Annotated in this window: 18 protein-coding genes and 1 other RNA gene; 13 read left to right on the forward strand and 6 right to left on the reverse strand. The window is 46.9% G+C overall.

The features are described from left to right. Positions 1-96: 96 nt before the first annotated feature. The 5 genes from smpB (at position 97) to A8708_RS10870 (ending at position 2947) form a co-directional block, all read left to right on the forward strand. A complete protein-coding gene (gene smpB / locus A8708_RS10850) occupies positions 97-579 on the forward strand; it encodes an SsrA-binding protein SmpB (RefSeq protein WP_028555549.1) in 483 nt (160 codons plus the stop codon). Between the two features lie 174 nt (positions 580-753). Continuing rightward, positions 754-1118: a transfer-messenger RNA gene (gene ssrA / locus A8708_RS10855) on the forward strand. Positions 1119-1728: 610 nt separating this feature from the next. After that, positions 1729-1986 (forward strand): hypothetical protein, encoded by a 258-nt coding sequence (locus A8708_RS10860; protein ID WP_068663512.1) that lies wholly within the window; start codon positions 1729-1731, stop codon positions 1984-1986. After that, entirely contained in the window at positions 1983-2165 is a 183-nt protein-coding gene (locus tag A8708_RS10865) for a hypothetical protein (RefSeq protein ID WP_239696633.1), read from the forward strand. The genes A8708_RS10860 and A8708_RS10865 overlap by 4 nt, the downstream gene beginning before the upstream one ends. Positions 2166-2716: 551 nt before the next feature. After that, complete coding sequence (locus A8708_RS10870; RefSeq protein ID WP_082927420.1) at positions 2717-2947, forward strand: hypothetical protein; 231 nt, start codon at positions 2717-2719, stop codon at positions 2945-2947. 199 nt (positions 2948-3146) lie between these two features. Here the strand turns inward: A8708_RS10870 and A8708_RS36405 are convergent, their stop codons facing one another. Further along, on the reverse strand, positions 3147-4493 hold the full coding sequence (locus A8708_RS36405; protein WP_068663513.1) for a YecA family protein: 1347 nt from the start codon (positions 4491-4493) through the stop codon (positions 3147-3149). Between the two features lie 294 nt (positions 4494-4787). Next, positions 4788-5210, reverse strand: coding sequence for a universal stress protein (locus tag A8708_RS10880; RefSeq protein WP_068663514.1), 423 nt, complete (start codon positions 5208-5210; stop codon positions 4788-4790). 867 nt (positions 5211-6077) lie between these two features. Between A8708_RS10880 and A8708_RS10890 the strand changes: the two genes are divergently transcribed. From A8708_RS10890 to A8708_RS10900, 3 genes are all read left to right on the forward strand, one after another. Beyond that, on the forward strand, positions 6078-7226 hold the full coding sequence (locus A8708_RS10890; protein WP_068663516.1) for a response regulator: 1149 nt from the start codon (positions 6078-6080) through the stop codon (positions 7224-7226). Then, positions 7223-10270, forward strand: coding sequence for a sensor histidine kinase (locus A8708_RS10895; RefSeq protein ID WP_068663517.1), 3048 nt, complete (start codon positions 7223-7225; stop codon positions 10268-10270). Before A8708_RS10890 ends, A8708_RS10895 begins: the two co-directional genes overlap by 4 nt. 285 nt (positions 10271-10555) lie before the next feature. Further along, on the forward strand, positions 10556-10924 hold the full coding sequence (locus tag A8708_RS10900; RefSeq protein WP_068663518.1) for a GNAT family N-acetyltransferase: 369 nt from the start codon (positions 10556-10558) through the stop codon (positions 10922-10924). Positions 10925-11130: 206 nt separating this feature from the next. On the opposite strand, the gene A8708_RS10905 is transcribed toward A8708_RS10900, so the two are convergent. Together A8708_RS10905 and A8708_RS10910 are read right to left on the reverse strand one after the other, a co-directional pair. After that, the gene (locus tag A8708_RS10905) at positions 11131-11697 is read right to left on the reverse strand and encodes a general stress protein (RefSeq protein ID WP_068663519.1); all 567 of its coding nucleotides are present in this window, start codon (positions 11695-11697) and stop codon (positions 11131-11133) included. 133 nt (positions 11698-11830) lie between these two features. Then, positions 11831-12772, reverse strand: a complete 942-nt coding sequence (locus A8708_RS10910) for an alpha/beta hydrolase (RefSeq protein WP_068663520.1) — start codon at positions 12770-12772, stop codon at positions 11831-11833. A 467-nt stretch (positions 12773-13239) separates the two neighbouring features. Here A8708_RS10910 and A8708_RS35325 point away from each other — a divergent pair, with 467 nt between their 5' ends. Next, positions 13240-18846 carry an Ig-like domain-containing protein gene (locus A8708_RS35325; protein WP_157264669.1) on the forward strand — a complete coding sequence of 1869 codons (5607 nt, stop codon included), beginning with the start codon at positions 13240-13242 and terminating at the stop codon, positions 18844-18846. Positions 18847-18988: 142 nt separating this feature from the next. On the opposite strand, the gene A8708_RS10920 is transcribed toward A8708_RS35325, so the two are convergent. After that, the gene (locus A8708_RS10920) at positions 18989-19549 is read right to left on the reverse strand and encodes a general stress protein (RefSeq protein WP_068663522.1); all 561 of its coding nucleotides are present in this window, start codon (positions 19547-19549) and stop codon (positions 18989-18991) included. 191 nt (positions 19550-19740) lie between these two features. Between A8708_RS10920 and A8708_RS10925 the strand changes: the two genes are divergently transcribed. The 3 genes from A8708_RS10925 to A8708_RS10935 are packed head-to-tail and all read left to right on the forward strand — an operon-like array spanning position 19741 to position 22233. Continuing rightward, positions 19741-20316: a TerD family protein gene (locus tag A8708_RS10925; RefSeq protein ID WP_068663523.1), complete on the forward strand. Its 576-nt coding sequence runs from the start codon at positions 19741-19743 to the stop codon at positions 20314-20316. Between the two features lie 57 nt (positions 20317-20373). Continuing rightward, a complete protein-coding gene (locus A8708_RS10930; RefSeq protein WP_239696634.1) occupies positions 20374-21636 on the forward strand; it encodes a TerD family protein in 1263 nt (420 codons plus the stop codon). Between the two features lie 48 nt (positions 21637-21684). Beyond that, on the forward strand, positions 21685-22233 hold the full coding sequence (locus tag A8708_RS10935; protein ID WP_068663525.1) for a hypothetical protein: 549 nt from the start codon (positions 21685-21687) through the stop codon (positions 22231-22233). Positions 22234-22950: 717 nt separating this feature from the next. Here A8708_RS10935 and A8708_RS10945 read toward each other — a convergent pair. Then, entirely contained in the window at positions 22951-24132 is a 1182-nt protein-coding gene (locus A8708_RS10945; RefSeq protein ID WP_068663527.1) for a GGDEF domain-containing protein, read from the reverse strand. 197 nt (positions 24133-24329) lie between these two features. On the opposite strand from A8708_RS10945, the gene A8708_RS10950 reads away from it, so the two are divergent. Further along, complete coding sequence (locus A8708_RS10950) at positions 24330-25022, forward strand: GGDEF domain-containing protein (RefSeq protein ID WP_068663528.1); 693 nt, start codon at positions 24330-24332, stop codon at positions 25020-25022. The last annotated feature ends 48 nt before the right edge of the window (positions 25023-25070 follow it).

Genomic DNA, 25070 nt, shown 5'->3' on the forward strand with positions numbered 1-25070 from the left:
CGCCGGTTCTTGCTTTTCGGGTGGGATCTTGCTACAATAGGTTGCACATTGTAGCAAGATTTACCTGCATTTTAGCGTGCGGGAGGAGGATCTCACGTGGCAACTAAGAAGGCCGATGGCAAACTGCTCGCCCAGAATAAAAAGGCATCACACGATTATTTCATTGAAGATACGTATGAATGCGGTCTTGTCCTGACCGGCACGGAGATCAAATCCTTACGGGCAGGTAAAGCCAACATTGGCGACAGTTTCTCGACCATTCGCAATGGCGAAGCATTTGTACACAATATGCATATCAGTCCTTTTGAACAGGGAAATCGCAGCAATCCAGAAGATCCTACACGGACGCGGAAGCTGTTATTGAAGAAAGTGCAAATCGCCAAAATCCTCGGCCAAGCTAAGCAAGAAGGGTATACCGTTGTTCCATTGAAGGTATATATCCGGAATGGTTATGCGAAGCTGCTGATTGGCATTGGTAAAGGGAAGAAGCAATACGACAAGCGTGAATCTGCTGCGAAGAAAGATGCGCAACGCGATATTCAACGTGCTTTGCGTGAGAAGCAGAAGATTGCCAGATAGCTTGGACGTACTGGAAGGTAACACCTTGGCTTCCATGAACCTAGTGTTCACTTTGCTGAGGCATGTGGTATACTAGTACATGTAACGAAGAGATTTGATTTCGATTTCGAGTAACTTGGCTCTACAGCTTGTCCTTTTAACCTTCACCGTCTCTGACGGTTACGAAGGCAATCCGGGGGTGTTCTTGGATTCGACGGGGATAGTTTGAGCGCGGGTTGCGGGTAGTGGGGCCGCGTCCACTATAAAACGCTAAAGCCTATTAAATGGCAAAACACAAAACAACTACGCTTTAGCAGCTTAATAACCTGTTAGCGTGCTTCTACTCAGCATCGCCCATGTGACTGGGATAGGGGCTCAACTATAGTGGGATACGACGTTTGGTCTCCGCCTGGGGTCGGACGTAGGAAGACAATCAGGCTGACCCAACGCATAGCCGGTTACGGGGCGATGCTCGGGTGACATCAAAACTGTGACTACACCCGTAGATGCCTGTGTGGCAATATTTTCGGACAGGGGTTCGACTCCCCTCACCTCCATACAGAGATGAAAGCACCCAATGAGGGTGCTTTTGTTTTAATACCCATAAGTTTGCCGAACGGCAAGCTTATGCTTCAAAAATCACCCGGCAAACTTATGCTTTAAAATAGAATTTTAAGTTATGAGTCCAACGGAAACCTTATTATTATGGGTATTTTAATCTGAAACGTCCTCCCGAAACTGGAGAAAAAGCATCTATTTCTTTAAAACTTATGGCAAGCTTATGGTTCAAAAAAACTTTCGGCAACCTTAGGGGTAAAAAACCGATGAAAATCACGATGTAATTGCTGAAAAGTGACTATAATTCGGCAATGTTATGGTTTAATTATCGGCAAACTTACGAATGATGTGACAGCTTTTTCTTTGTATGGGTGAAACTGGGGAGGCGAACCCCTCTAGGGTTCAGTCCCCGTGGACCGGAGCGTAGAGGAGGGTGAATTTGTGGAAGAAATTGTATGTTAACATAGATCAGATGCTAGAACCCTGGTCCATACAAAACTATAATAGTTAATGCTGGACAGGGGTTCATCATAATTACCAAGCCTAACAACAACGTTTTCGGTTTAGGCTTTTATGATATAATGAAGGTAAATTAATTTGGAGGTGGAAAGGATGAGATGGGAAGAAGTTCGTGAACAGTTTCCAAATGAATGGATTGTTTGTGAGGCATTAAAATCCCGCTCGGAGGAAGGATACTGGCTTGTTGATGAGGTGGCTGTCATTGATCGCTTTGATGACTCCGCTGTTGCCATGAAACGGTATTATGAATTGCATCGGGAGCAGCCTTACCGGGAATACGGCTTCTTTCACACATCCCGAGAAAAACTGGAACTTCGAGAGAAATGGGCGGGGGTACGGGGACCCAGATGAACATAGATGTAAAGCATGGATTACCCTTTATAGAAGTAACAATTTCTTATCGCGGTGAAGAATTACATTTGAAAAATGTATTGCTCGATACGGGCTCGGCAGGAACTATTTTCAGTGCAGATGCAGTGGATACAATCGGGGTTAGGATTGAACCGGGTGATATTACGGTATGGAGATAGACGGTATACTCGGGTTTGATTTCATACGTTTATCTGGACTGGTGATTGATTCGAAGGAACTGACCGTACTGGCTAAAGTTTAGGTTACGCTGCGGCAAATTTGGATTTACCAAGTAAAGGCTCACCACCATAAAACAAAGACACCCTTCGGGGTGTCTTTAGTTTTATGGTGATGCAAGGTGGGAGGAGAACCCCTCTAGGGTTGAGCCTGCGCGAACCGGAGCGTTGAGTTAGGGATCTGTATCAATAGGCTAGTGTCCAATAGAATGCGGACCTGTAAGCATTGTATATGGACTGAGGAAGACCTAGTTTTACTCTTAACAGTTGCTGACTTCTGCCTTCACACGTCGAATGCATCATCTCGATGTGGTCAAAATCATTTCGGTTGCAGCCAACAATCGAGAGATCGTCCTTATGGATTAATAAGTTTCAGAACTAACATCGTTCTGCTAAAATAGGATCATCATTCAGGATAGGCTGACTAAGTTTATGAAATAGATAATTTTTGGAATAGAATACATTCAAAAATACGTATATAAGAGGGATTTCTTTTGAATAGACAAGACTTGCAGAAAAAAGTTCGTCATACGGTACATCAACTGGCCTGGGAAAAAGGTTTCGTGAGCCCATTGGATTTGTTTTTGAAAATGGATAAGATCTCTCCAAAGTTAGTAGAAGAGTGGCGCTTCGGAAGGGTTCCATACCTTGAAAAAGTCCTTCTTGGGAATTTGGGTCAATTTAGCTTTATCATGAAAGAATTAGGAATACGACAAGGGATCTGAATTTAAAGGAATCCTATACTGCCTATATGTCTTGGGGAAAAGGGGAGAAACGTCAACTCCGTTTTTCGAAATCAGGTGATTATCACGTTGAACGACAATAGTCTACCCACTATGTAAAGCCACCTCAACCGGACCAAGTCCAACTCGAACCGGCTACAGGGGAAGTTATTCAGCTGCAAGGGGGATGAAGCAGTAGGGTTTAGCTCCTGCTCATCCATTTTACTAGCTTAGGTGATGCGGTATATAGAGGATTATGATACATGATATAGTCAATCGCCTCGGTTTCATCCCCGGAACCGATCGTTGCCGGCGGGTGCTTGGGCATTTTTTTAGACCCGAGGATGAAGGGGACTACATGTGGATTTTGCGCAATAGCTTGCTTGAAGAGAGGCTTCATTGATGGATTGACGCCATGCTGTAGGTACGAAATGAGTAATCGATTATAGTTGAAGTTCGCACAACTTTCGTCATAATGATTGATTAAGGCGAGCGCTTTCGGGTACTGTTTCAGCAGAATATAGCCCGTTACAAGTAAATATCTGATGCCCATATTGTCGTTTGGACACAGGTCGAGCATCTCCTCAAAAATATGAACGCCTTCCTTGTATTGGTGCAAATAGAATAAACAAATCTCCCCATAGCCGTGCATGGCTCTCATAAACGGTCGCGTCTCCAGCAACCCCCAAAAGTATCCTTTATTCTCAGTAAAAAATGTGGTACCCAGCTGCTTGCGTCCTGCGTCGATCCCCCGCTTGTACAATTTAGCGGCTTCATCGATATCCTCTAGTTCCTCCGCAATCAGATTGTAGGCATCCGGGTGAAGCGGGTCCAGAGCAAGCGCTTGTTCGGCCAGTTTTTTCTTCATTTTGGCTGAGGTCGTTTGATTCGCCTGGTCAATCAATTTCTGAGCAGGGCTGGCCTTGGCAAAATCAGGTCGGAAATGACGCATCTGCGATTCCAACTCATTTCGAGCGAAATGGTGCACATTCTCGAAGTCATCATCGTCTTCCTCGTCCTCCTCGTCTAGGAGCATAAGATTCAAGAGTTGATCAAGGCTAGGCGTCATATCCTTGAATCGATTGGACACACTGGCGGATGAAACGCTATACTGCTTGGCCACGGAAGTCTGTGTAATGCTGGAGTTTCCTGTAAGGATACCCATTACATACTCCATGGTAGCGAAAATAACATCAGGCTTATTGATAATGGGTGAGTAATCCCTTGAATAGGTCATCCACAGGGTGATAATTGTTATGATTTCGAGCGGTTCATAGCGTTCCCGTAGATGATCGTTCAGTTGCAGTGCAATTGTGCGATACTGCTCAGATGCCCACACTTGGAGTTCAATAAACTCGACCCGCTCTTCATATGATTGAGGTATGACTTCTTCATATTCTTCCACCTCGTTTTCTTCTGCAAAAAGGGACTGGGTGCCTAAGCGTATGACATTGTTGGCTTCATCTTTGTGCAGACAACACTTCTTGTATTTCGCGCCACTGCCGCAAGGGCAAGGGTCGTTTCTACCGACTTTAGCAAGACTTGACATGGTAGACCTCCAATAAGAGTTGCTTTTCATATATTTTATCAGGTTATGACTTGGTGGGACAATCCATGGTTGTTTGACGCTATTGAGCAGAGGGGGCAAGACATTGAAACGTACCGCTAGGGTACGATTATTTATAGGATTGACCCAATAATAAGGAAAAATAACATGATATTGTTTATTCCTTCTTTTATAATATATAAAGAAGCTATCCTTCAAACGGATAGCTTCGTTTTCATACACTAGTGAGTTATTATTTTATTGCTGCGCGAACCACGTGCGTTCTCTTATATCAAATTATTTAATAATTAGTACAGGAATAGGGGCGTGTTGAACGACATTATGACTAACACTGCCAAGTACAAATTCACCCAAACTGTTTAGTCCCCTGCTGCCGACAACGATCAGGTCAGCATGTATTTCTTGCGCGTATTGGAGAATCTGTTTGGCGATACTACCTTTTCTTACTTCGATATTAACGTTGGTGAAATTCGATATTTTCTTTTTGATTTTTGCCACTACGTCTTCAGAATAGGCTTGTTCTATTTCAATAGGTGGAACCAAATACTGCCCACCTACATCGTAGGTTGGCATGTTGAAAATATGAATAATTTCGAGCTTCGAATAATGATTGAGTTGGGCAAGTTTAATGGCGGAATCGAGCGCTTTGTCAGAAGCTTCTGAACCGTCGTAGGCAACAAGAATTTTGGAATATAACACTGTGTGATCACTCCTTCAAAAAAAGTATAGTAATAGTATACAACTTTTGGTTAGACAGTTGGTGTGACTATAATCATAGTAATTAAAACTTCTGTAAAATATATTGATAGGATTTTTCCATAGATACTATTTTAATGAATGGAGATCAATCAGCACTGAAAGGAATAAGAAGGTCACTTCACTATGAAATACCTAGCAGTAGAAAGGAGAACAATCTCTGAAACTACATAAATACTATTTTCTAACAATTAGTATTGTTGTTTCCTTATTCTCTTGCTTTGCCTTTACGGCCTCAGTCTGGCAATTGATTGTTGATGATGATTATGTTAAGACATTACAATTACCCTCTGATGGAGACAACATGGGAATACCATTGGTTGGTGCATTGATGGGAAGTATGCTGTTTGCTGTAGTTCACATTATTCTTCATTTGGTTTTATATGGATTATGTTATAGGAATATGATCAATAGCAAGATTAGTATTAATGAGTTCTTTGTCAGAAGGGATAGTTGGATATTTAATACTATTCGCGGGGTAGGTTATGTTTTCATAGTCGTGTGGGGATATGATTTTATCCGTCAATATTTTAAGTTTTATGTGTTCAATGTGCTGTTTTATTTATCAGTTGCAATCGTTATATATATGTACACTGTATGGGTGTTAATAATTTTAAAAAGACCCCACGAACGAAAGTGTTGTATATAAGCGACGATTTTGACGTAGACGATATTTCTATGGAATTATCCTATAAAGTAAAATATTCTAGTAATAAGGTGCTCTAGTATGTAAAAAGGGTTCTCAAGCAGCACTATATGATCCGCTCAACAAGCGAAGCTTGCCATAATGCTTTAAGGAGACAAGAGTCGATGATTCGTGTAATGCTCATTGATGATGAGGAAGATGCGCTGGATTTGTTGGAAATTCTGCTCGGACAAATGGGGAACATACAGATAACTGGAAGGTATATCAACCCGATTGAAGCGATTGCTGCGTTAGGTCCTTCCCCGGTAGATGCCGTTTTTCTTGATATCCAGATGCCGGGTATGAAAGGTACGGAAGTTGCTAGAGTAATTAGAAGTAGATTCCCTCTGATGCCGATCATCTTCACAACGGCCTATGCGGAATATGCGGTCGAAGCGTTTGAGATTCAATCGAATGACTATTTGCTGAAGCCTTTTACCAAAGAAAGATTGCAGAACGCGGTTGCGCGTGTTTCACACGCTATATCCGAGTCCGTCATGCACGCATCCCAGCCTGCAAATGTTGCTCCGAGCATCAGTTGTTTGGGTGGCTTCCAGATCGGTTTACCTGGTAGCCCCGACAAGGTGCTTACATGGAAAACAAAGAAGGAGAAGGAACTTTGTGCCTTTCTGATTCACCATGCAGGGAAGCCTGTAAATGCCGCATCCATTATTGAGGCAATTTGGCCGGGGTACGATCTCCATAAGGCCAAAACGTATTTATATACGTGTTTATCCTATCTAAGGAAAAGCCTGGCGGAACATCAGATTCCCATCCATATTGGCAAAGCGGATCAAGGGTTTGTAGCCCAATTGGATGGCGTGATGGTTGATGTCACGGAATTGGAGCAACTGCTAAGCAACACATGGACGAGCGAAGAGATGGATACCAGGACCTATGACCAAATGAAACAGGTATACACGGGTGAATATATGGGCGGTTGTGATTTCAGTTGGGCAACGGCCAAGCAGTTGGATATCAAAGCCTCGTATGTACGCGTGCTTCGTACGTGGTTCGCATTTTTCCAAAGCCAGGGCAATGACGTGCTTGCGGTAGACTGTATGCAGAATCTATTATCGGTTGCCCCTGATTTCGAAGTCGATGGACGCGAGTTAATCAAGCTCCATTTGAAAATGGGAAATCGCAACGAGGCGCATCGGGTCATTATGCAGTTGGAGCATGCTGTGAAATTTCAATTAGGAGCAGAGTTGGAAGAAGAAACTTTGCGACTAGTCCAAGAAACGAAAGATAAGATAGGGTGGCAAGCCCGATGAGCAAAAAAATTGTGGCAGCGTTGATTACCCTGTCTCTATTGATTGCAACTTATGGGGTGTTGTTGGCCTATTTTTCTATACATAAGAAGCACATGCCTCTAGCGGTGAATGGGGTCATGGATTTAAGTGCTTGGCAATTTGATCAAGATGGAACGGTTCGGCTTGACGGGCAATGGGAACTATATCCAAATCAGCTGTTCAGTCAGCCAACAGACACTCTCACAGCAGGCGATGCAACGCCTAAGATGGTTCAGGTCCCTGGCTCGTGGCAGAAGCAAATGTCTACGATCGGGATGGCGACCTACCGGTTACGCATTCAAATTGGCGATGCAACCCAGGTGTACGGATTAAAAACGGCGTCCATCCTGATTGCCAATCGGCTCATCGTGAATGGTACAATCGTCGGATCAAGCGGCAATCCGGCAGAGAAGCAGCAGTACAGTGCGCTGAATAAACCATATGTCAGCTACTTTACTTTGCAGCCAGGTTGGAATGACATCCTAGTGCAAGTGGCTAATTATGAGTTTCGTGTAAACAGCGGGATCAGCGAATCGCTTCTCTTGGGGAAAGCCGAGCAAATTGCTGGAGTTCGCGACCGCGCGTCGGCTCATGACTGGATCACGCTTACCGCCTTTCTAATTATGGGATTGTATTTTATCGGATTGTTTTCTCAACGGAGAAATGATTTCTCGCTTGTGGTACTTGGCATTGTTTGCGTATGCATTGCTGCATTTGCCAGTATTAGTGGCGAAAGAGTATTGTTTGATGCGGTCGGACCGCTCCCCTTCTGGCTGTATTTCCGAGTTCAGATGGTGTTGACGGTAGGCGTGGGTGCTGGTTTCTTCCTGTATGTCTACACCGCTTTCCGGCCTTACTGCTTTGAATGGCTCACGCGAGGCGGGTTGATTGTGGGGGGAATACTTGTTGTGCTGCATAGCGGCTTTGCTCCCCAGCTTACCACGGGACTATTCCGTCAATTCACATCTTTATATGTGACAATCTCGCTGCTGTATGCAACGTATGTATTCGTCTACACAGCCTTGCACAGAGTGGCGGGGAGCGGGTATTTGGCTGTGGCGGCCATGGCTTTGAATGTGCTGGTGATGAATCAGAATTTGAACGTCTATTTCGGCGTTCCGATCTATTCTCTTGCGCCAGTTGAACCTTTTCTTGTACTGCTAATGCTTGCGCTGCTGATGTCGCTGCGGTTTTCTAATGCTTTTCACAAAATCGAGGAGCTTTCCGGACAACTAATCCAAGCAGACAAGTTAAAAGATAATTTTCTAGCCCGAACTTCGCATGAGTTTAAAACGCCGCTTCACGGCGTAATGAATATATCCCGGTCCATGCTGGACGATGCCGGGCATCCGCTCAATACCGAGCAACGGGAGAAGCTCCAGTTGATTACGGACATTACACGTAAGCTTTCCCAGCTCGTCTATGACATCCTAGACTTGTCCAAGCTGAACCAGGGCGAACTGAGACTTGTGCCTGCGCCGATAGATGTACGTTCTGTGGTGGAGGTGCAAGTGCGGTTTTATAGCTATTTATGCATGGAAAAAGACATCCAACTCATAAATGCTTTGCCTATGGATCTACCTCCCGCTTATGCGGATGAAATTCGACTTAGCCAAGTAATTGGAAATTTACTGGATAATGCCATCAAGCATACGGAGCGTGGCAGAATTGTTCTTACCGGGAAGGAGCAGGGAGGCAAGATCGAAATTGCGGTACACGACACTGGCAAAGGCATCCATCCTGATGATATGCCATTTATTTTTGAACCGTTCAAATCGGTCGAGGGAGATCAGCATCGAGGGTTTGGGTTAGGGCTACCTATTGCGAAGCAATTGGTAGAGTTGCAGAAGGGTACGCTTACGGTATCATCTACGCTTGGCGTCGGTTCGATTTTTACCTTCACGCTTCCAATCTCAGAGCAGCGAAATGAAGCGACATCCCCCTCGTCGTATTCGGGTACGCAGCTCATGCCGAAGGAAACGGAATATTCCTTTGCTACACCTTATGTTACGAATCAGAGCGGCAAGCATACGGTGCTGATCGTCGACGACCAATATGTGAATTTAAAAGTCTTGCTGGACGCTCTTCAAGCGCTTGACTATCGCGTGGTCGCCGTCAAAAACGGCTACGAAGCGCTGGAACAAGTGGACCAACTGGGCAGAATCGATCTCGTTATTCTCGATTTGATGATGCCGGGCATGTCTGGCTATGAAGTATGCCAAGAGATTCGCAAACAATACTCGCTGTTGGAACTGCCGGTCCTGATGGTGACAGCTGCCATTCAACCGCAGGATAAAGTGGCGGCTTTCCAAGCGGGAGCGAACGATTACTTGCCGAAGCCGTTCGATTTGGAGGAGCTGAAGGCAAGGATCGGGAGCTTGCTCGCCATGAAGGAATCGCTCGGTCGAGCCATTCACATGGAAGTGGCCTTTTTGCAATCGCAGATTAAACCTCATTTCCTATATAACGTGCTGAACAGCATTGTCGCTGCAAGCTATAAGGATTTGGAGCGAGCGAGGAAGATGATTGCCGATCTCGCCGATTACTTGCGAGGAAGCTTCCGATTTAGCAATGCGGATGAACGCATCGGGTTTGCTCAAGAATTCAGCCTCATTCAAACGTATATAGAAATTGAGCAAGCTCGATTTAAGGATCGCATTCGTTTCGATTTCGATATCGCGAAGGCTGCCTACGATTTGCAAATGCCGCCGCTTCTGCTGCAGCCGCTTGTCGAAAATGCTATTCGTCACGGCATCGGCGATCGTCTTAAAGGTGGGACAGTCAGTTTGACGGTAGCAAACTCGGAAGGAGCATGGCAATTCGTCGTAGCTGATGACGGGGTCGGCATTTCGCCAGAGCGACTTAGGACATTGCTGGAACAAGGCGATGCGAATGAGCCGCAGGGAGTCGGTTTGCGAAATATCAATAAGCGGTTGAAATACGAATACGGCGTCTCACTGGAACTAGTAAGTGAACTGGGATGTGGTACGAAAGTAACTATACGCATTCCTACTGCTTCCGTTTAAACAGGATGCGGTTCGGCTAACAGGTTCTCGTCGGTATACGATGAGGCCTGTTTTTTCTTTTGAGGAGAAATGTGGAGTCAAATGTTAATGGAGAGAAGGTCCCTACTTAACTGGATTTCTTGTAGTTAAATTCCTTCTATTTTATCGCTTTTCCAAATGTGATGCGGCGGTGAGACAGCCCTTTTATTTAGTACTTTTAATTACGCAACCTTCGGACCTGTTTCACTACCTCCCCCAAGGGGTAATAAGCACAAATAAGCATTATATCCTAGGAGGTGTTCCACTATGGAAGAAAATAACACGTTTCACGAAACTGAGGAGGAGATTGTCCTCCAGAAACAAGGAAACGCCTACATTCTCAGTACGCTGTCAGGTACGGTTGGTGAGATTACTTATAGGCTGGTCGAAGCGGGAACCTGGGTGATTGATCATACCTATGTGGACCCGCGTTACCGTGGCCGTCAACTGGGCAAGCAGCTGCTGGACATGGTAGTCCAGGAAGCTCGCGACAAAGGGCGCAAAATCATTCCTTCCTGCTCCTTTGCATTAGAGGAATTCAAGAAAGATTCTACATATGCGGATGTATGGGAAAGAGGTACCTCGACAAGCGAGCTCTCCGACCCATATAGCTCAGGCAGTGCCACGATGGGATGATAGATTGGATACACGAATAAGCCCCTTGCCTTAGGGGCTTATTTAAGTTATAGGTTATCCCTCGGCCAGAGGTTTCCGGGTTTCATCCCCCCCAATTGAAAACTGCCCACCTATCCCTCAGGGTAGGCGGGCAGTTTTCAGTTATATGTCTTGAGGATGTTCGGATGTTGGTAATACAAGTGAGCATGCATGTCCCACCGCTGGTTCTACAAGTTACTGCGATAGCTGTCGTTGACGCCGCTTGATCTGCTTACATAGCCGTAGTCCGGGCTGTATGTATCCGAATTAAGCGACTTGTGGGCGCGGAAAATCCGATATGCTAGATTGGATCGTTCGGTATCGTTGTCGCTGTCTACGAGGACGAGCACTTTGCCGTTTTGCACATAATCGTGATATTTCATCGCTTCGTTCTCGGGGATACCGAGTCCGATTAATCCGCCGACCAGTCCCCCTGCACCTGCCCCGACAGCAGCACCTGTTAAGATTGCTACAATTGGACCTGCTGCAATAATGGGGCCAACCCCGGGAATCGCCAATGCACCGATGCTCACGAGTAACCCCGTCACCCCGCCAAGTACGCCGCCTGTTGCTGCGCCTGTTGCAAGACCCTCTTCCGCTTTGGTTTCAGTCGCTTCTTCGATGTGGTCCAAATCATCGCGATTGCGGCCCACTACCGAGAGTTCCCCAGAGTGATATCCCTCTGCCTTCAATTGGTTGATGACGCGAATCGCTTCTTCTTCCGTGTTGAATACGCCGACAATATGTTTACTCATGGTAATCCCTCCTGGAAAGTTGAGTGTTAGCAAGCCGCCTAGGGCGACTGTGGCATACGGTTAATTACCCTAAATTCGTTGATGTAAAACAGAAGAGCAGAACTTTCGACGATAGCCTGCTAGAGAGCAATATTCACTCTCGCAACCAAGCGTTTGCCATTAAAAGCGCACCGCGGCACGCCGCGGTATCGGCCAAGGCATGCAGCATCACGAAGTCATGGATGATGCCCTGGAATCGCACAGCCGTCACGTGTACACCGGCTTCACGCAGCTTATTCGCGTAGGCTTCGCCCTCATCGCGAAGCACATCCGCCTCGCCGGTGATGATGAGCGCAGGTGGCAGCCCACTCAGCTGCTCGATCGTGGCGCGCAGCGGCGATGCCGTGACCTCTTCACACTGCCGCGGATCGGCCGTGTACTGCTTCCAGAACCACTGCATCGCGTCGCGGCGCAGGAAATAGCCTTCAGCAAACTGCTGATACGACTCCGTCTCAAATGAGGCATCCGTGACGGGGTAAAACAGCAGTTGCTTGTGAATAGCTGGGCCGCTGCGATCCTTCGCGACCAGTGTGATCGCGGCGGCCATATTGCCGCCGACGCTGTCTCCGGCGATGGTCAGGCTGTTGGCATCGAGTCCGTAATCGTGGCCGCTGGAAGAGATCCACTCCAGCACCGCGTAGATCTCCTCCAGCGCGAACGGGTACTTCGCCTCTGGCGAGCGCGTGTAATTCGGGAACACGACGGCCGACTGCGAGCCGACGGCCAGTTCTCGAATGAGCCGGTCGTGCGTGTGTGAGTTCCCGAACACCCAACCGGCACCATGAATGTATAGAATGACGGGCAACTGCTCCGGCGCATTCTTCGGCTTAAGGATCCGAATCGACACATCGTCTTTCGGACCTCCTGGGATCGTCAAATCCTCGATATCCACAGGCTCCTTGTGCACCGGCTCGGACTGCACTTTATCGACCGCTTCACGGCCCTTCTCAGGACCCAACTCGTGTAGAAACGGCGGGGCACTGTTCTGTTCAACGACTTTTTGCGCAGCTTGTTCTAACTGGATCTTGTTGCTCATAAGGGTAACGCCTCCTTTGGAAATGACCTAACTTGCGGCTTAAGACCGCTAGTGCCTATGGAGCGGGTTATTCCAATCATTACACGTCTAGATGCGAGTTGAATCAAGTAAGGCTGCATTTCGTTGCTCCAACATTGAGCAACCCCCACTTCTAGGTTAAAATGAGCACATACATGCTCAACTAGAGGGGGATCTATATGGAGAACCAATATGATGCTTTAGCCGCCTTTTTCCTGCAGGTGCCTATAGATGTGCATCCCTGCTTTACCAGTTAAACTGCAGATAATGATAGACACAACAGGTTCTCATCCTTATAAGGTGGGGCCTGTTTTTTCATGGGGAAAATTGTCACTTTTTAAGGTTTCTTTAAGGTGCCGTCCGATATGCTGAGGGTAGAGAGTGAGGGGTAAGCGCCAGAAGCCAGAATTCGGAAAGGAAGATGTAGATTGATCCCGCTGAGAAGAAGTATGACCAACGAAAGAATACGTAAAATGGCACATAGTTTACTTGCCGTAATGATATTTATATCACTAGTATTCACTAGTAGCACAGCTTCCGCGGCATCCGGTTGGTCGATGATCGACGGCGGAGGTCCTAACGGACTTAACGTAAATGCGGCTAACCGTGCGGAATATCCTGCGATGACCGTATGGAACGGCGAAGTGTATGTCGCTTGGCAAGAAAAAGTCGTTCCAGGCGTAACCGCCAGTCAAATCAGAGTTAAGAAATACAACGGGACGGGCTGGATGAGCGTCGACGGTAACGGTCCGAACGGATTAAATATCAGCTCGGCCAAAGACGGAACGAGGCCGACTCTGGCCGTATCTAACGGTTCTTTATATCTTGCATGGACTGAAGCGGTGACTTCGTCCTATGGTCAAATTCGGGTCAAGAAATATAATGGCACAAGTTGGACAAGCGCTGAAGGGGGAAGCACGATTGGAATTAACATCGATTCGACGAAGGATGCTAACTTCCCTAGTCTTGTTGAATACAATAATGCTTTGTATGCGTCTTGGTCTGAAGTGGGCAAAATTTATGTCAAGAAATATGACGGCACAGAGTGGACAATCGTTGATGGAAGTACAAACGGATTAAATATTAATGCAGCTACTGCTGCGAGTTTTCCTGCTTTGGCCGTAATGGAAAATGAATTATTTGTGATATGGTCGGAACAGAACGCAGGCATTTATCAGATCAGGGCCAAAAAGTACGACGGCACGAGCTGGACGACAATCGATGGCGGCAGCGCGATCGGGTTGAATATGGCGACAGGGAAACATGCGTACTACCCAACGCTAACCGCTGTTGACGGCGTCATGTACGCAGCATGGTTTGAACCGATCGATTCGACGACGGATGACCAGATTCGGGTGAAGAAATACGACGGTGGTAACACATGGTCTAGTGTTGACGGCGGTGGGAAATATGGCATTAACGTGAACACTGGATACCGAGCAAATTATGTGAAATTAGCAGGCGCCAATAATGAATTGTATGCGGTGTGGTCAGAAAATACCGGATTGGTAGGAGCGGGATCAGCCCCCGTATTTAAAATTCGGGCGAAGAAGTATAACGGAACAGCTTGGTCGAGCGCTGAATTTGGTTTAAGCGGTTTTATTGTGGATAATACGAAAGCTGCTTTTTATCCTGCCATAGCCGCACTGAACAATGGTTTATTCGTAGCCTGGCAGGAAAAGAACAGTACGATTGAGCAGCTTCGGGTGGCTAACTTACCGCCTCCTGCAGTAAATAGCGTAACCGTTACGCCAGGCACGGCAAGCGTCGTGCAAGGAGGGAGCAAGACTCTCACAGTTGCGGTAGATGCGGTGGGGGGAGCAGCATCGACGGTCACTTGGACAAGCAGTGACGTTACTAACAAGGTGACGGTGAACAGTTCGGGTAACGTAACCGTGGCGGCGGATGCCGCGCTGGGCGATTACACGATCACGGCAACCTCCACGGTGGATAACAGCAAAATAGGAACAGCGACAATTAAGGTTATACTTCCTACCGTCAATAGTGTGCTCGTTAGTCCGGTTAGAGCTACCATTTTACAAGGCGGAAGTAGGCAGTTTGCTGCAGTGGTAGACGCGGTAGGAGGAACAGCGGCGACGGTCACTTGGACAAGTAGTGACGTTGCCGATAAGGTCGCGGTGAGCAGTACGGGTAATGTAACCGTCGCGGCAGATGCTACACCGGGCGTTTATACGATTACAGCCACCTCGACGGTCGACACTAGCAAAAAAGGGACAACTACGGTCACGGTTACGGCAGCACCGGCGATCAACAGCGTAACCGTCAGTCCGAGTACGGCAAGTGTCGTGCAAGGTGGAAGCAAGAATCTCACAGCTGCAGTCGATGCGGTGGGAGGAGCGGCGCAGACGGTTACTTGGACCAGCAGTGACGTCACTAACAAAGTGACGGTGAACAGCTCGGGTAAAGTAACTGTTGCGGCAGATGCCCCACTAGGCGATTATACGATCACGGCCACCTCGACGGTGAACACCAGCAAAAAAGGGACAGCGACGATAACCGTCACGGCACCGCCGACCATCAACAGTGTGAGCGTTAGTCCGAGTACGGCAAGCGTGGTGCAAGGAGGAAGCGAACAGCTTACAGCTTCCGTAGATGCAGCGGGAGGAGCAGCAACGACGGTTACTTGGAGCAGCAGCGACCTTACGAACAAGGTGATGGTGACCAGCTCCGGTGAAGTAAGCGTCGCGGCGGATGCGACTCCGGGGAATTACAAGATAACAGCAACATCGACGTTCAATACTAGTAAAAAAGGGACAGCAACGATTACGGTTACGGCCATACCTCCAGCCATCACCAGCGTAACCGTCACTCCAAGCACCGCAAGCGTGGTGCAAGGAGGAAGCAAGCAGCTCGCAGCTTCGGTAGTTGCGGTAGGCGGAGCGGCGACGACGGTCGCGTGGACGAGCAGTGACGCGAAGGTTGCGGTGGACAGCACGGGGAACGTAACTGTAGCAGCAGACGCAGTTGTAGGCGACTATACGATCACGGCGACCTCGACGGTGGATAGCAGCAAGAAAGGAACCGCGACAATCACGGTCACGGCGGCGCCGGCTATCACCAGCGTAACCGTGAGCCCAAGCACCGCAAGTGTGGTGCAAGGAGGAAGCAAGCAGCTCGCAGCTTCGGTAGTAGCGGTAGGCGGAGCGGCGACAACGGTCGCGTGGACGAGCAGCGACGCGAAGGTTGCCGTGGACAGCGCGGGGAACGTAACTGTAGCAGCAGACGCAGTTGTTGGCGACTATACGATCACGGCGACCTCGACGGTAGATAGCAGCAAGAAAGGAACCGCGACGATCACGGTCACGGCAGCGCCGGCTATCACCAGCGTCACCGTCACTCCAAGCACCGCAAGTGTGGTGCAAGGAGGAAGTAAGCAGCTCGCAGCTTCGGTAGTTGCGGCAGGCGGAGCGGCGACAACGGTCGCGTGGACGAGCAGCAACGCGAAGGTTGCGGTGGACAGCACGGGGAACGTAACTGTAGCAGCAGATGCCGCGCCTAGTGACTATACGATCACGGCTACGTCGACGGTGGATAGCAGCAAGAAAGGCACCGCGACGATCACGGTCACGGCAGCGCCGGCTATCACCAGCGTAACCGTGAGCCCAAGCACCGCAAGTGTGTTGCAAGGGGGAAGCAAGCAGCTCGCGGCTTCGGTAGTAGCGGTAGGCGGAGCCGCGACAACGGTCGCGTGGACGAGCAGTGACGCGAAGGTTGCGGTGGACAGCACGGGGAACGTAACTGTAGCAGCAGACGCAGTTGTAGGCGACTATACGATCACGGCGACCTCGACGGTGGATAGCAGCAAGAAAGGAACCGCGACGATCACGGTCACGGCAGCATTCTCCTATACGATCGCTGCCATTACGGATCCAACATTAACAGCTCTTATTCAAGGATACGTAGCGGGAACCCAAGAAACGAGACCTATTGCCATCGTGAATTCCGGTACTGGGGATTTAGGGAATCTGTCGATCTCGCTTAGCGGCGCAAGCGCAAACGACTTTGTCATCACACAGCCGGATTCTACTTTAACTAGCGGCGAATCAACAAGTTTTGATATCCATGTTAAGGATGATTTAGTGGCAGGGACCTACACAGCAACGGTCACTGTATCCGCGGATCACATGACGCCTGTAACGTTTGTCGTTACGCAAGCCGTGAACTTGCCGAATGCTCCTGCAAATCCACAGAATCTCGCGGCTGAAGGTGGGAATCACCAAGTTACGCTGAGCTGGAATACCGTACTGGATTCAACGAAGTACCATATCTATATGGCAACGGATGCAGATCTAACGAATATCGTTGAAGTAGCGACTGTCACAGCTGCTACGTATAACGTACAAGATCTGATTAACGGCAACACCTATTACTTTGTGGTAAAATCGGAAAACTTGGGCGGCTTAAGCGCAGCATCCAATCAAATAAGCGCGACGCCATCAACGATTCCAGGAGCTCCATTTGATGTGACGGCGGTTGCAGGTAACGGACAAGCTGTCGTTACATTTACGGCCCCCGCCGATAACGGTGGAAGTCCGATTACAGGTTATGAAGTGACTGCTTCACCGGGAAATATAGTCATCGCCTTCGGCGCAAGTCCGATAACCTTAACGGGACTGACGAATGAAACGAGCTATACATTTACGGTAAAAGCGATCAACGGCGCGGGGAAAAGCGCAGCTTCCGTAGAATCGAACGCTGTCATTCCGAGAGCCCCAGTTGTGCCATCCGAGCCTTCACAGCCATCTCAGCCTACTGAACCAAAGGCACCGGAAGCGGCGAAAGAAGGTTTGGATATCCTTGTTAACGGGAAAGTAGAGAATGCAGGCACCGCTACGTTCACGACGCGAAACAATCAAACCGAAATGACGGTGGTTGTGGATGAGGAAAAGCTGAATAAGAGGCTTGCAGCGGAAGGGCAAAATGCTGTAGTCACAATCCCGATTACTCAAAAATTTGATATCGTCGTTGGCGAACTGAACGGTCAAATGGTGAAGAATATGGAAGACAAGCAAGCCGTTCTAATGTTCAGAACCGATTATGCGACCTATACGCTTCCAGCGCGACAAATCAATATAGGTGCTATATCCGAGCAGGTCGGTGAGCTAGTAGCCTTGCAAGACATTAAAGTGCGATTTGAAATCGCCGTTCCGACAAGGGACACGTTGAAGGTAGTGGAGAACGCTGCGGTCAATGGTCAACTATTGCTTGTTGCCCAACCATTGAACTTCACAGTGAGAGCGGTCTATGACGATAAAGTCGTGGAAGTAACGAATTTCAATGCGTATGTGGAAAGAACGATTGCCATTACGGATGAGGTTGATCCGAACAAGATTACGACGGGTGTTGTAGTTGAAGAAGATGGGTCCGTGCGTCATGTACCGACCAAAGTCAGACATATCAACGGGAAGTATGAGGCCCAAATCAACAGCTTGACCAACAGTACGTATGCAGTCGTATGGCATCCGCTCGAATTCAGCGATATGGTGAATCATTGGGGGAAGAATGCGGTGAATGACATGGGGTCGCGAATGGTTGTAAACGGAACAGGTAACGATATGTTCACACCTGATCGAGAGATCACTCGCGCTGAATTTACGGCCATCATCGTTCGCGGATTAGGTCTTAAGCTTGAAAATGGCACTGCTGAACCATTCTCGGACGTGAAGTTGGGAGATTGGTTCAGTAGCGCCATCAATACGGCGTATTCCCATCAACTTATAAGCGGGTTGGAAGACGGTACATTCCGACCGAATGACAACATAACGAGAGAACAGGCAATGGTTATTTTATCCAAATCTATGAGAATAACCGGTTTGACAGATAAGCTATCCGATCAGCTGGCAGCCAGTGAACTTCTTTCGTTCGAGGATACGGATGAAGTGTCCTCATGGGCACAAAGCAGTGTTGCCGATAATGTGAAAGTTGGCATTATTCTTGGAAGAAACGGGGCTCATCTTGCACCAAAGGATTATATCACCCGAGCCGAGGTTGCGACGATGATACAGAGATTATTACAAAAATCTGGTCTGATTTAACCGATTAAAGTGTCTTAGATGCCACCCAGTCCCCAAATGTGTATTCATCAAAAATCCGCCCACGTATCCTTCAGGATATGTGGGCGGATTGCCTGTCCAAGTGGAGAATATGCTATACAGTAAGCATGGCATAACGCCAGCTTTACAAGGTATTGGTTGGGCGGCTGTTGGCGCCGTCTGTACTGCTTACATACCCGTAGTCTGTACTGTATCTATCCGCATTGAGCGAATTGTGTTCGCTGAAAACCCGATACGCCCGATGGGCTCGTTCGGCATCGCTGTCTACGAGGACGAGCACTTTGCCATTGTGAACATATTTGTCATAATCCATCGCGTCCTTCTCGGGGATACCGAGTCCGATCAAGGCGCCGGCTAGTCCGCCTACACTTGCGCCGGCAGCAGCACCTGTTAAGGTCGCCACGATTGGACCTGCTACAAGGATGGGACCCAGTCCAGGAATCGCTAATGCACCGATGCTCACAAGCAGCCCCGTCACGCCGCCCAATACGCCGCCTGTCGCTGCGCCTGTTGCAAGACCCTCTTCCGCTTTAGTCTCGGTCGCTTCTTCGATGTGGTCCAAATCATCGCGATCGCGGCCTACTACGGAGAGTTCCTCCGAGTGATATCCTTCTGCCTTCAATTGGTTGATGACGCGAATCGCTTCTTCCTCCGTGTTGAATACGCCGATAATATGTTTGCTCATGGTAATCCCTCCTGGAATGTTAAGTGTTAGCAGGCACATAAGGCCGACTGTGGTATAAGATTACTTAACCCCATTACCTTGATATCAAACAGCAAGTAACAAGGATTGCGATCTCCACACACAAACCTATATACTGGTTTTAGGAACCATTAAATGAATACACATCATTTTATCTGAAAGGTGAGATAACCATGTCGATTGATTTATCCAAAGGTCAACGCATTGACCTAACCAAAACGAACCCAGGTCTAACCAAAATCATTGTAGGACTTGGCTGGGATACCAACAGATATAATGGCGGTGGAGATTTCGATCTCGATGCCTCCGCGTTTCTTCTGCATGAAGATGGCAAAGCCAAATCAGCAGCTGATTTCGTTTTCTATAATAACCTTAAAGCGTATGACGGCGCTGTTGTTCACACGGGCGACAATCGTACGGGTGAAGGTGATGGTGATGATGAACAAATCTTGATCGATTTCTCTAAAGTTCCGGCAGCTATTAGTCGGATTGGCATTACGGTTACGATTCATGATGCACAAGCACGTGCCCAGAATTTTGGACAAGTTAGCCACGCATTCGTAAGGGTTGTCAATGAAGCGAATAACAATGAGATTCTTCGTTATGATTTAGGTGAAGACTTTTCCATAGAAACAGCGGTTGTGTTCTGTGAATTTTATCGTCATGGGGGCGACTGGAAATTCCAAGCGGTAGGTAGTGGTTTCTCGGGCGGATTAGCTGCCCTAGTAACGAATTATGGCTTGAGCTAGAGCTTAACAGGTTAAGGGTGGTTGCCTCATGGTTACCACTCTTAGGTTTATTATTTTATGAAGAAGGGTGAAGTCAACATGACCGTCAGTGCTGTAATTAAAGGACAAAAGGTAGATGTAACGAAAACGCACCCAGAACTTTCCAATATAGCTGTATATATCGGTTGGCAGGCTCCTAAAGAAATTGAGCTCGATACTTCGGCCTTTTTACTTGCGCAGAACGGTAAGGTTCGTGGTGATGAAGATCTTATCTTTTACGGAAACCCTAGCAATAGTTTTATGTCATACATCGAGAAGCAGGCCAATGAAAGACAATTGAATATTGATCTGAAACGAGTGCTGCCTGCCGTTGATAAGATTGCTTTTACACTTACGATCTATGAAAGTGAAGCGAGGCGTCAGAATTTTAGCAGCGTCAGCAGTGTCTATCTTCGTTTCGTGAATGGGACAACAGGGCAAGAAATACTTCGTTATGACTTGGGCAATCAGTTCTCCGTAGAATCGGCTATTGTAATAGGAGAATTATATAGATACAACGGGGAGTGGAAGTTTAGCGCCATTGGTGCTGGATATGCTGGAGGCCTTAAAGAGCTATGTGCGAGCTATGGGGTAGTGGTAGAGGATCAGCCGCCAACGTTGAAAGCACCAGAGATTCAGATCGCACCGCCGAAACCAGCAGAACCGAAACTAGAACCGAAACCAGAGCCACAGATTAATCTTTCCAAAATTGTATTGGCGAAAAAAGGGGATAAGATCAACCTTGAGAAGAAATCGGGCGGTCTAGGGGAAATCTTAATCAACCTGAACTGGAATCAGAAACCCAAAGAGGACGTCGCTTTCTGGATCGATTCACCAAACGGGATTGATCTTGACCTAGCCTGTCTCTATGAACTTAAGGATGGCAGAAAAGGGTTGATTCAAGCGCTAGGCAACACATTCGGGTCCCTTACGCGTGAGCCCTATATCGCACTGGATGGGGATGATCGAACAGGTTCGGTCAAAACGGGGGAGAACATTCGCATTAATGGAACCAAGCTGGTAAATTTCAAACGGATCCTCATCTTCACTTTTATTTACGAGGGTGTATCGAAGTGGTCTGAGGCGGATGGCATTGTCACGATGAAGCAAAATGGTGGACCTGACATCATTGTTAAACTCGATGAGCATGACAACGATCTCCCGATGTGTGCCATCGCTTTGATTCAGAACGTGAAGGATGAAACGTTAAGTATTGAGCGTATCGTAAGGCATTTCAAGGGACATCAAGAGCTGGACAAGGCCTATAACTGGGGTTTGAGATGGGTTGTAGGCAGCAAATAAACCGGGCAATGGCGTAAGACAAGGGTATCGTTCTGGGAGGTTCCGTCCATGTTAGAATTTTCTTTTGAAATCATATCAGATTCTACGATTAACATCGAGTATATCTATGGCAGCGAACTGTTCAAGTTAAATCTTTTTCTGAGAAATGGTTATTGGACCATTCATCCCTTCGACGGCATGCTTCTTCAAAATCGGGAGTTATGCAAGCTCGTCATGATAGATTTGTTCAAAAATAAATATTTTCAAATTATGCTTGCCAAAGAAAACATTGCCTTATCGAGCATACGAACATCAATTGAATTGGAACCATCGAGCGAGCCTGAGCGATTGAATCCTGCGGAACGTAGAGGGGGCAGGCAGGACGCTCCTCCGATGGATGAAACAGAAGAATTCATTGGCAATCATTCTATTGAGGAAATCATTCAGATCGAGCATGATAGGATTGAGCAGAGAGTAATCTTTTACGGGGATTTGTTGAAGAAAATGTTCATGGACAACTACGGGCCTGGCGATTATGAGTTTGATAAGGTACAGTCCCTGGTGCGCATACTTAAAGAAGCACAAGGTAAGATGATCGAGCTTACGCATACTAAGTAATCGCTAGGGTTTACAAAGGAATAGACCTCGATTGCCAATGAACTGGCTAGGAGGTCTATTTTTTCATCATCGAGGCAAATAGATGGATTTTATGCAGTTATATGTTTGGAAATTTTGGTCAAAGACTCATTAGATGGAAAACCTACAGTTAATCTTATACAATTTAATCAATTTGGCCCAAAGGGGCAGTTTTAACTACAGGTTTTACAGTTAAATCGAATTTTCGAAGATAATCCTCGTAAATAGCTGTACATTTTCCAGTTATTATAAATGTGTGGTGCATAAGGATGGAGTATGCTTATTTTCCCCACCATCTTCCACGACCGCTATAAACAGAAACTCAACACGACCGTAATATCTTTCTCCGTTAGATCGATATGTCCGTGTTCGTTTCGGTTTAATTGATATCCGTTTTCCTCGATCCCCTTACATATGCGGAATAGCCGATGTTCGTCCATTCCGATTAACTTTGCGAAATGTGCAAGATACATGGGCTTATCATTGAGTGAAATCATCTCTTACCTACCTACTCTCTGCCAAGGTTATTTGCGACTTAGCATTAAATTAACAAGAATTGGCTGAAAAGTATCAAGAAAATTGTCGTCGACAAGTTCAAAATAGGGATTGTTTGATAGTTTGTCACAAACCCTGGTCAGGCTCTCGAGGCAAACAAGGCGTGCAAAAAAAAGGCCGTCACATCATAGTGACAGCCAACGTCTACGTATCTTGTACTTGTTTATCAACAGAGCCTCGATACACGCCGTTTCGACCGTTCCTCTTAGCTTGGTAGAGGGCTTTGTCACAAGTCGAGTACAGCTCCTCGAAATGTGTTCGTTCATCCGGAGCGAACGTGAGAACTCCTATACTGATCGTGTAGGAGAGCCGTAATTCAGGAACATGTGCGCCTTCTGCGGCCTGTCTAAGTTTCTCCGCACACAGTGAGGAATCCTGTTCATCCATGCCGGGTATGATGATGGCGAATTCGTCTCCGCCATATCTGGCGAAAAGATCATCAGCGCCGAGCTGTGTTTTCATTCGAGTCGTGAGGTCGATGAGCACTTGATCGCCAGTATCATGACCGAATGTATCATTAATGGACTTGAAATTATCAATATCAAATAGCAGCAAGGTAATGGGCTTCTTCATTTTCGCGTAAGTGGCAATGTACTGATCGGTGCGTGCGATGAACGTCCTGCGGTTCAGTGTGCCGGTTAAATCGTCATAATTGGCCATCCGAAGGAGGGCTCGGTCGGTTTGCTCTTTCATTAAGAGGATGAACCCCGTATTTCCTGCAATCATGACGAAATATTGGCCTAGCAGTACCAAGCTCTGATTCCCGTCGAGATGATAAAAACTGATCAATGTATCGAAGAATGCGGCGCTAACGAGACGAATCAGAAGAAATACGACGATCGTCAGATACAGATAGCCTAGAACATGCGTCACCATGGATGCGGCTCGTATTTGAATCATTTTGTACGCCGGAATGAGAAGGCTCACAGCGATACCGACGGAAACGAAGGAAATTCTAAGTTTCTCTACGTTGTCGAAAAACAGGATGAAGTGGAAGCCAACAATATTGAAAATGGTTAAAGCAATATACAGATTACGCGTGAACCTGCTCAGGATGTTCTGGATTTTCAGCACGGAAATCGTTTCAAGGGCATAACCGATAAAGAGTGATGAGTTCACAAGAGACACGGTAAGTGTATCCGATAGGCCGCCACGGAGAATTAAGATCATCCACGCAGTGGCTTGTAAGCATTTTGCATAGAAAAAGTATCTGATTGTACTTTCGTTCTTCTGTTGACGCCAGTAGGCGATGATGAACACGGCTGTAAATAGATGGCCGATGACCAGTGTCAACAAGATCGTTTTCATATCTAAAAGTAGATCCATTTCGAACCTCATCTGACTGTTAGAAGTATTGGGAATTATCAAAAATATTGTCGAATACCACTACTTTACCATATTAGTGAAGGGTTTTGTTTCGAATTTTTACTTCTGTTCGTTTTCGGGTGGATTCGACTGCATAAACCAAATATTCCTTGAAAAGTATGGAACAAGTGTGTCACTATAGACCTAGATAGATATAAATGGATGATGGTGATTTTGGGATGAATTACTCGGGACGAATCGTGATAATGTCGGTCGTTATAGTCACTATTGTAGCTTTAAGATCTTATGGTACGATATATTATAATTTCCCAACTCTTCAGTTTCCAGTCATTGGCATCTTCTTTTTATTGGCAAGCTGGGTGTTAGGCACGCAGTATGATCGTTTGAAATTCCTTTCGGAGAAAGATAACCTCACAACATTGTATAACAGAAGATTCATTCTCGAAGCTTTTCCTAAACTTATTACCTCGGTGGAGCGCAGACAAGGGCAGTTGATTTTGTATTTCATTGATGTGGATGATTTTAAATTAATTAACGACTCCCGCGGGCACAAGATGGGTGATCAAGTACTGCAGCGCATCGCGAATGTTTTACTACTTAATTTGCATAAAAAGGATTTAGCCGCACGGTGGGCAGGGGATGAATTTCTGATCCTATCGACATCGACGGATGCATCTAAGAAAGAAATATTAATTAGCCATATTCAGAACGAACTTAAGCAAGCATCAAGAGATTTCAATTTGAACATATCCGTATCCATCGGAACGGCTGTATATCCTGACGAGGCACGAACACTGGATGATTTGTTGTATGTAGCGGATCTTGATATGTATTCGTTGAAGTCAGATAGAAGGAACACGCGCGATGAAGTTGTTGCTGCGAGAGCATGAAAGAAGAAGCACCCGCAAGGGTGCTTCTTCTTGTGAATCGGTACAAAC

The sequence above is a fragment of the Paenibacillus oryzisoli genome, assembly GCF_001653565.1.
In the GTDB taxonomy this organism is placed as follows: Bacteria; Bacillota; Bacilli; order Paenibacillales; family NBRC-103111; genus Paenibacillus_E; species Paenibacillus_E oryzisoli.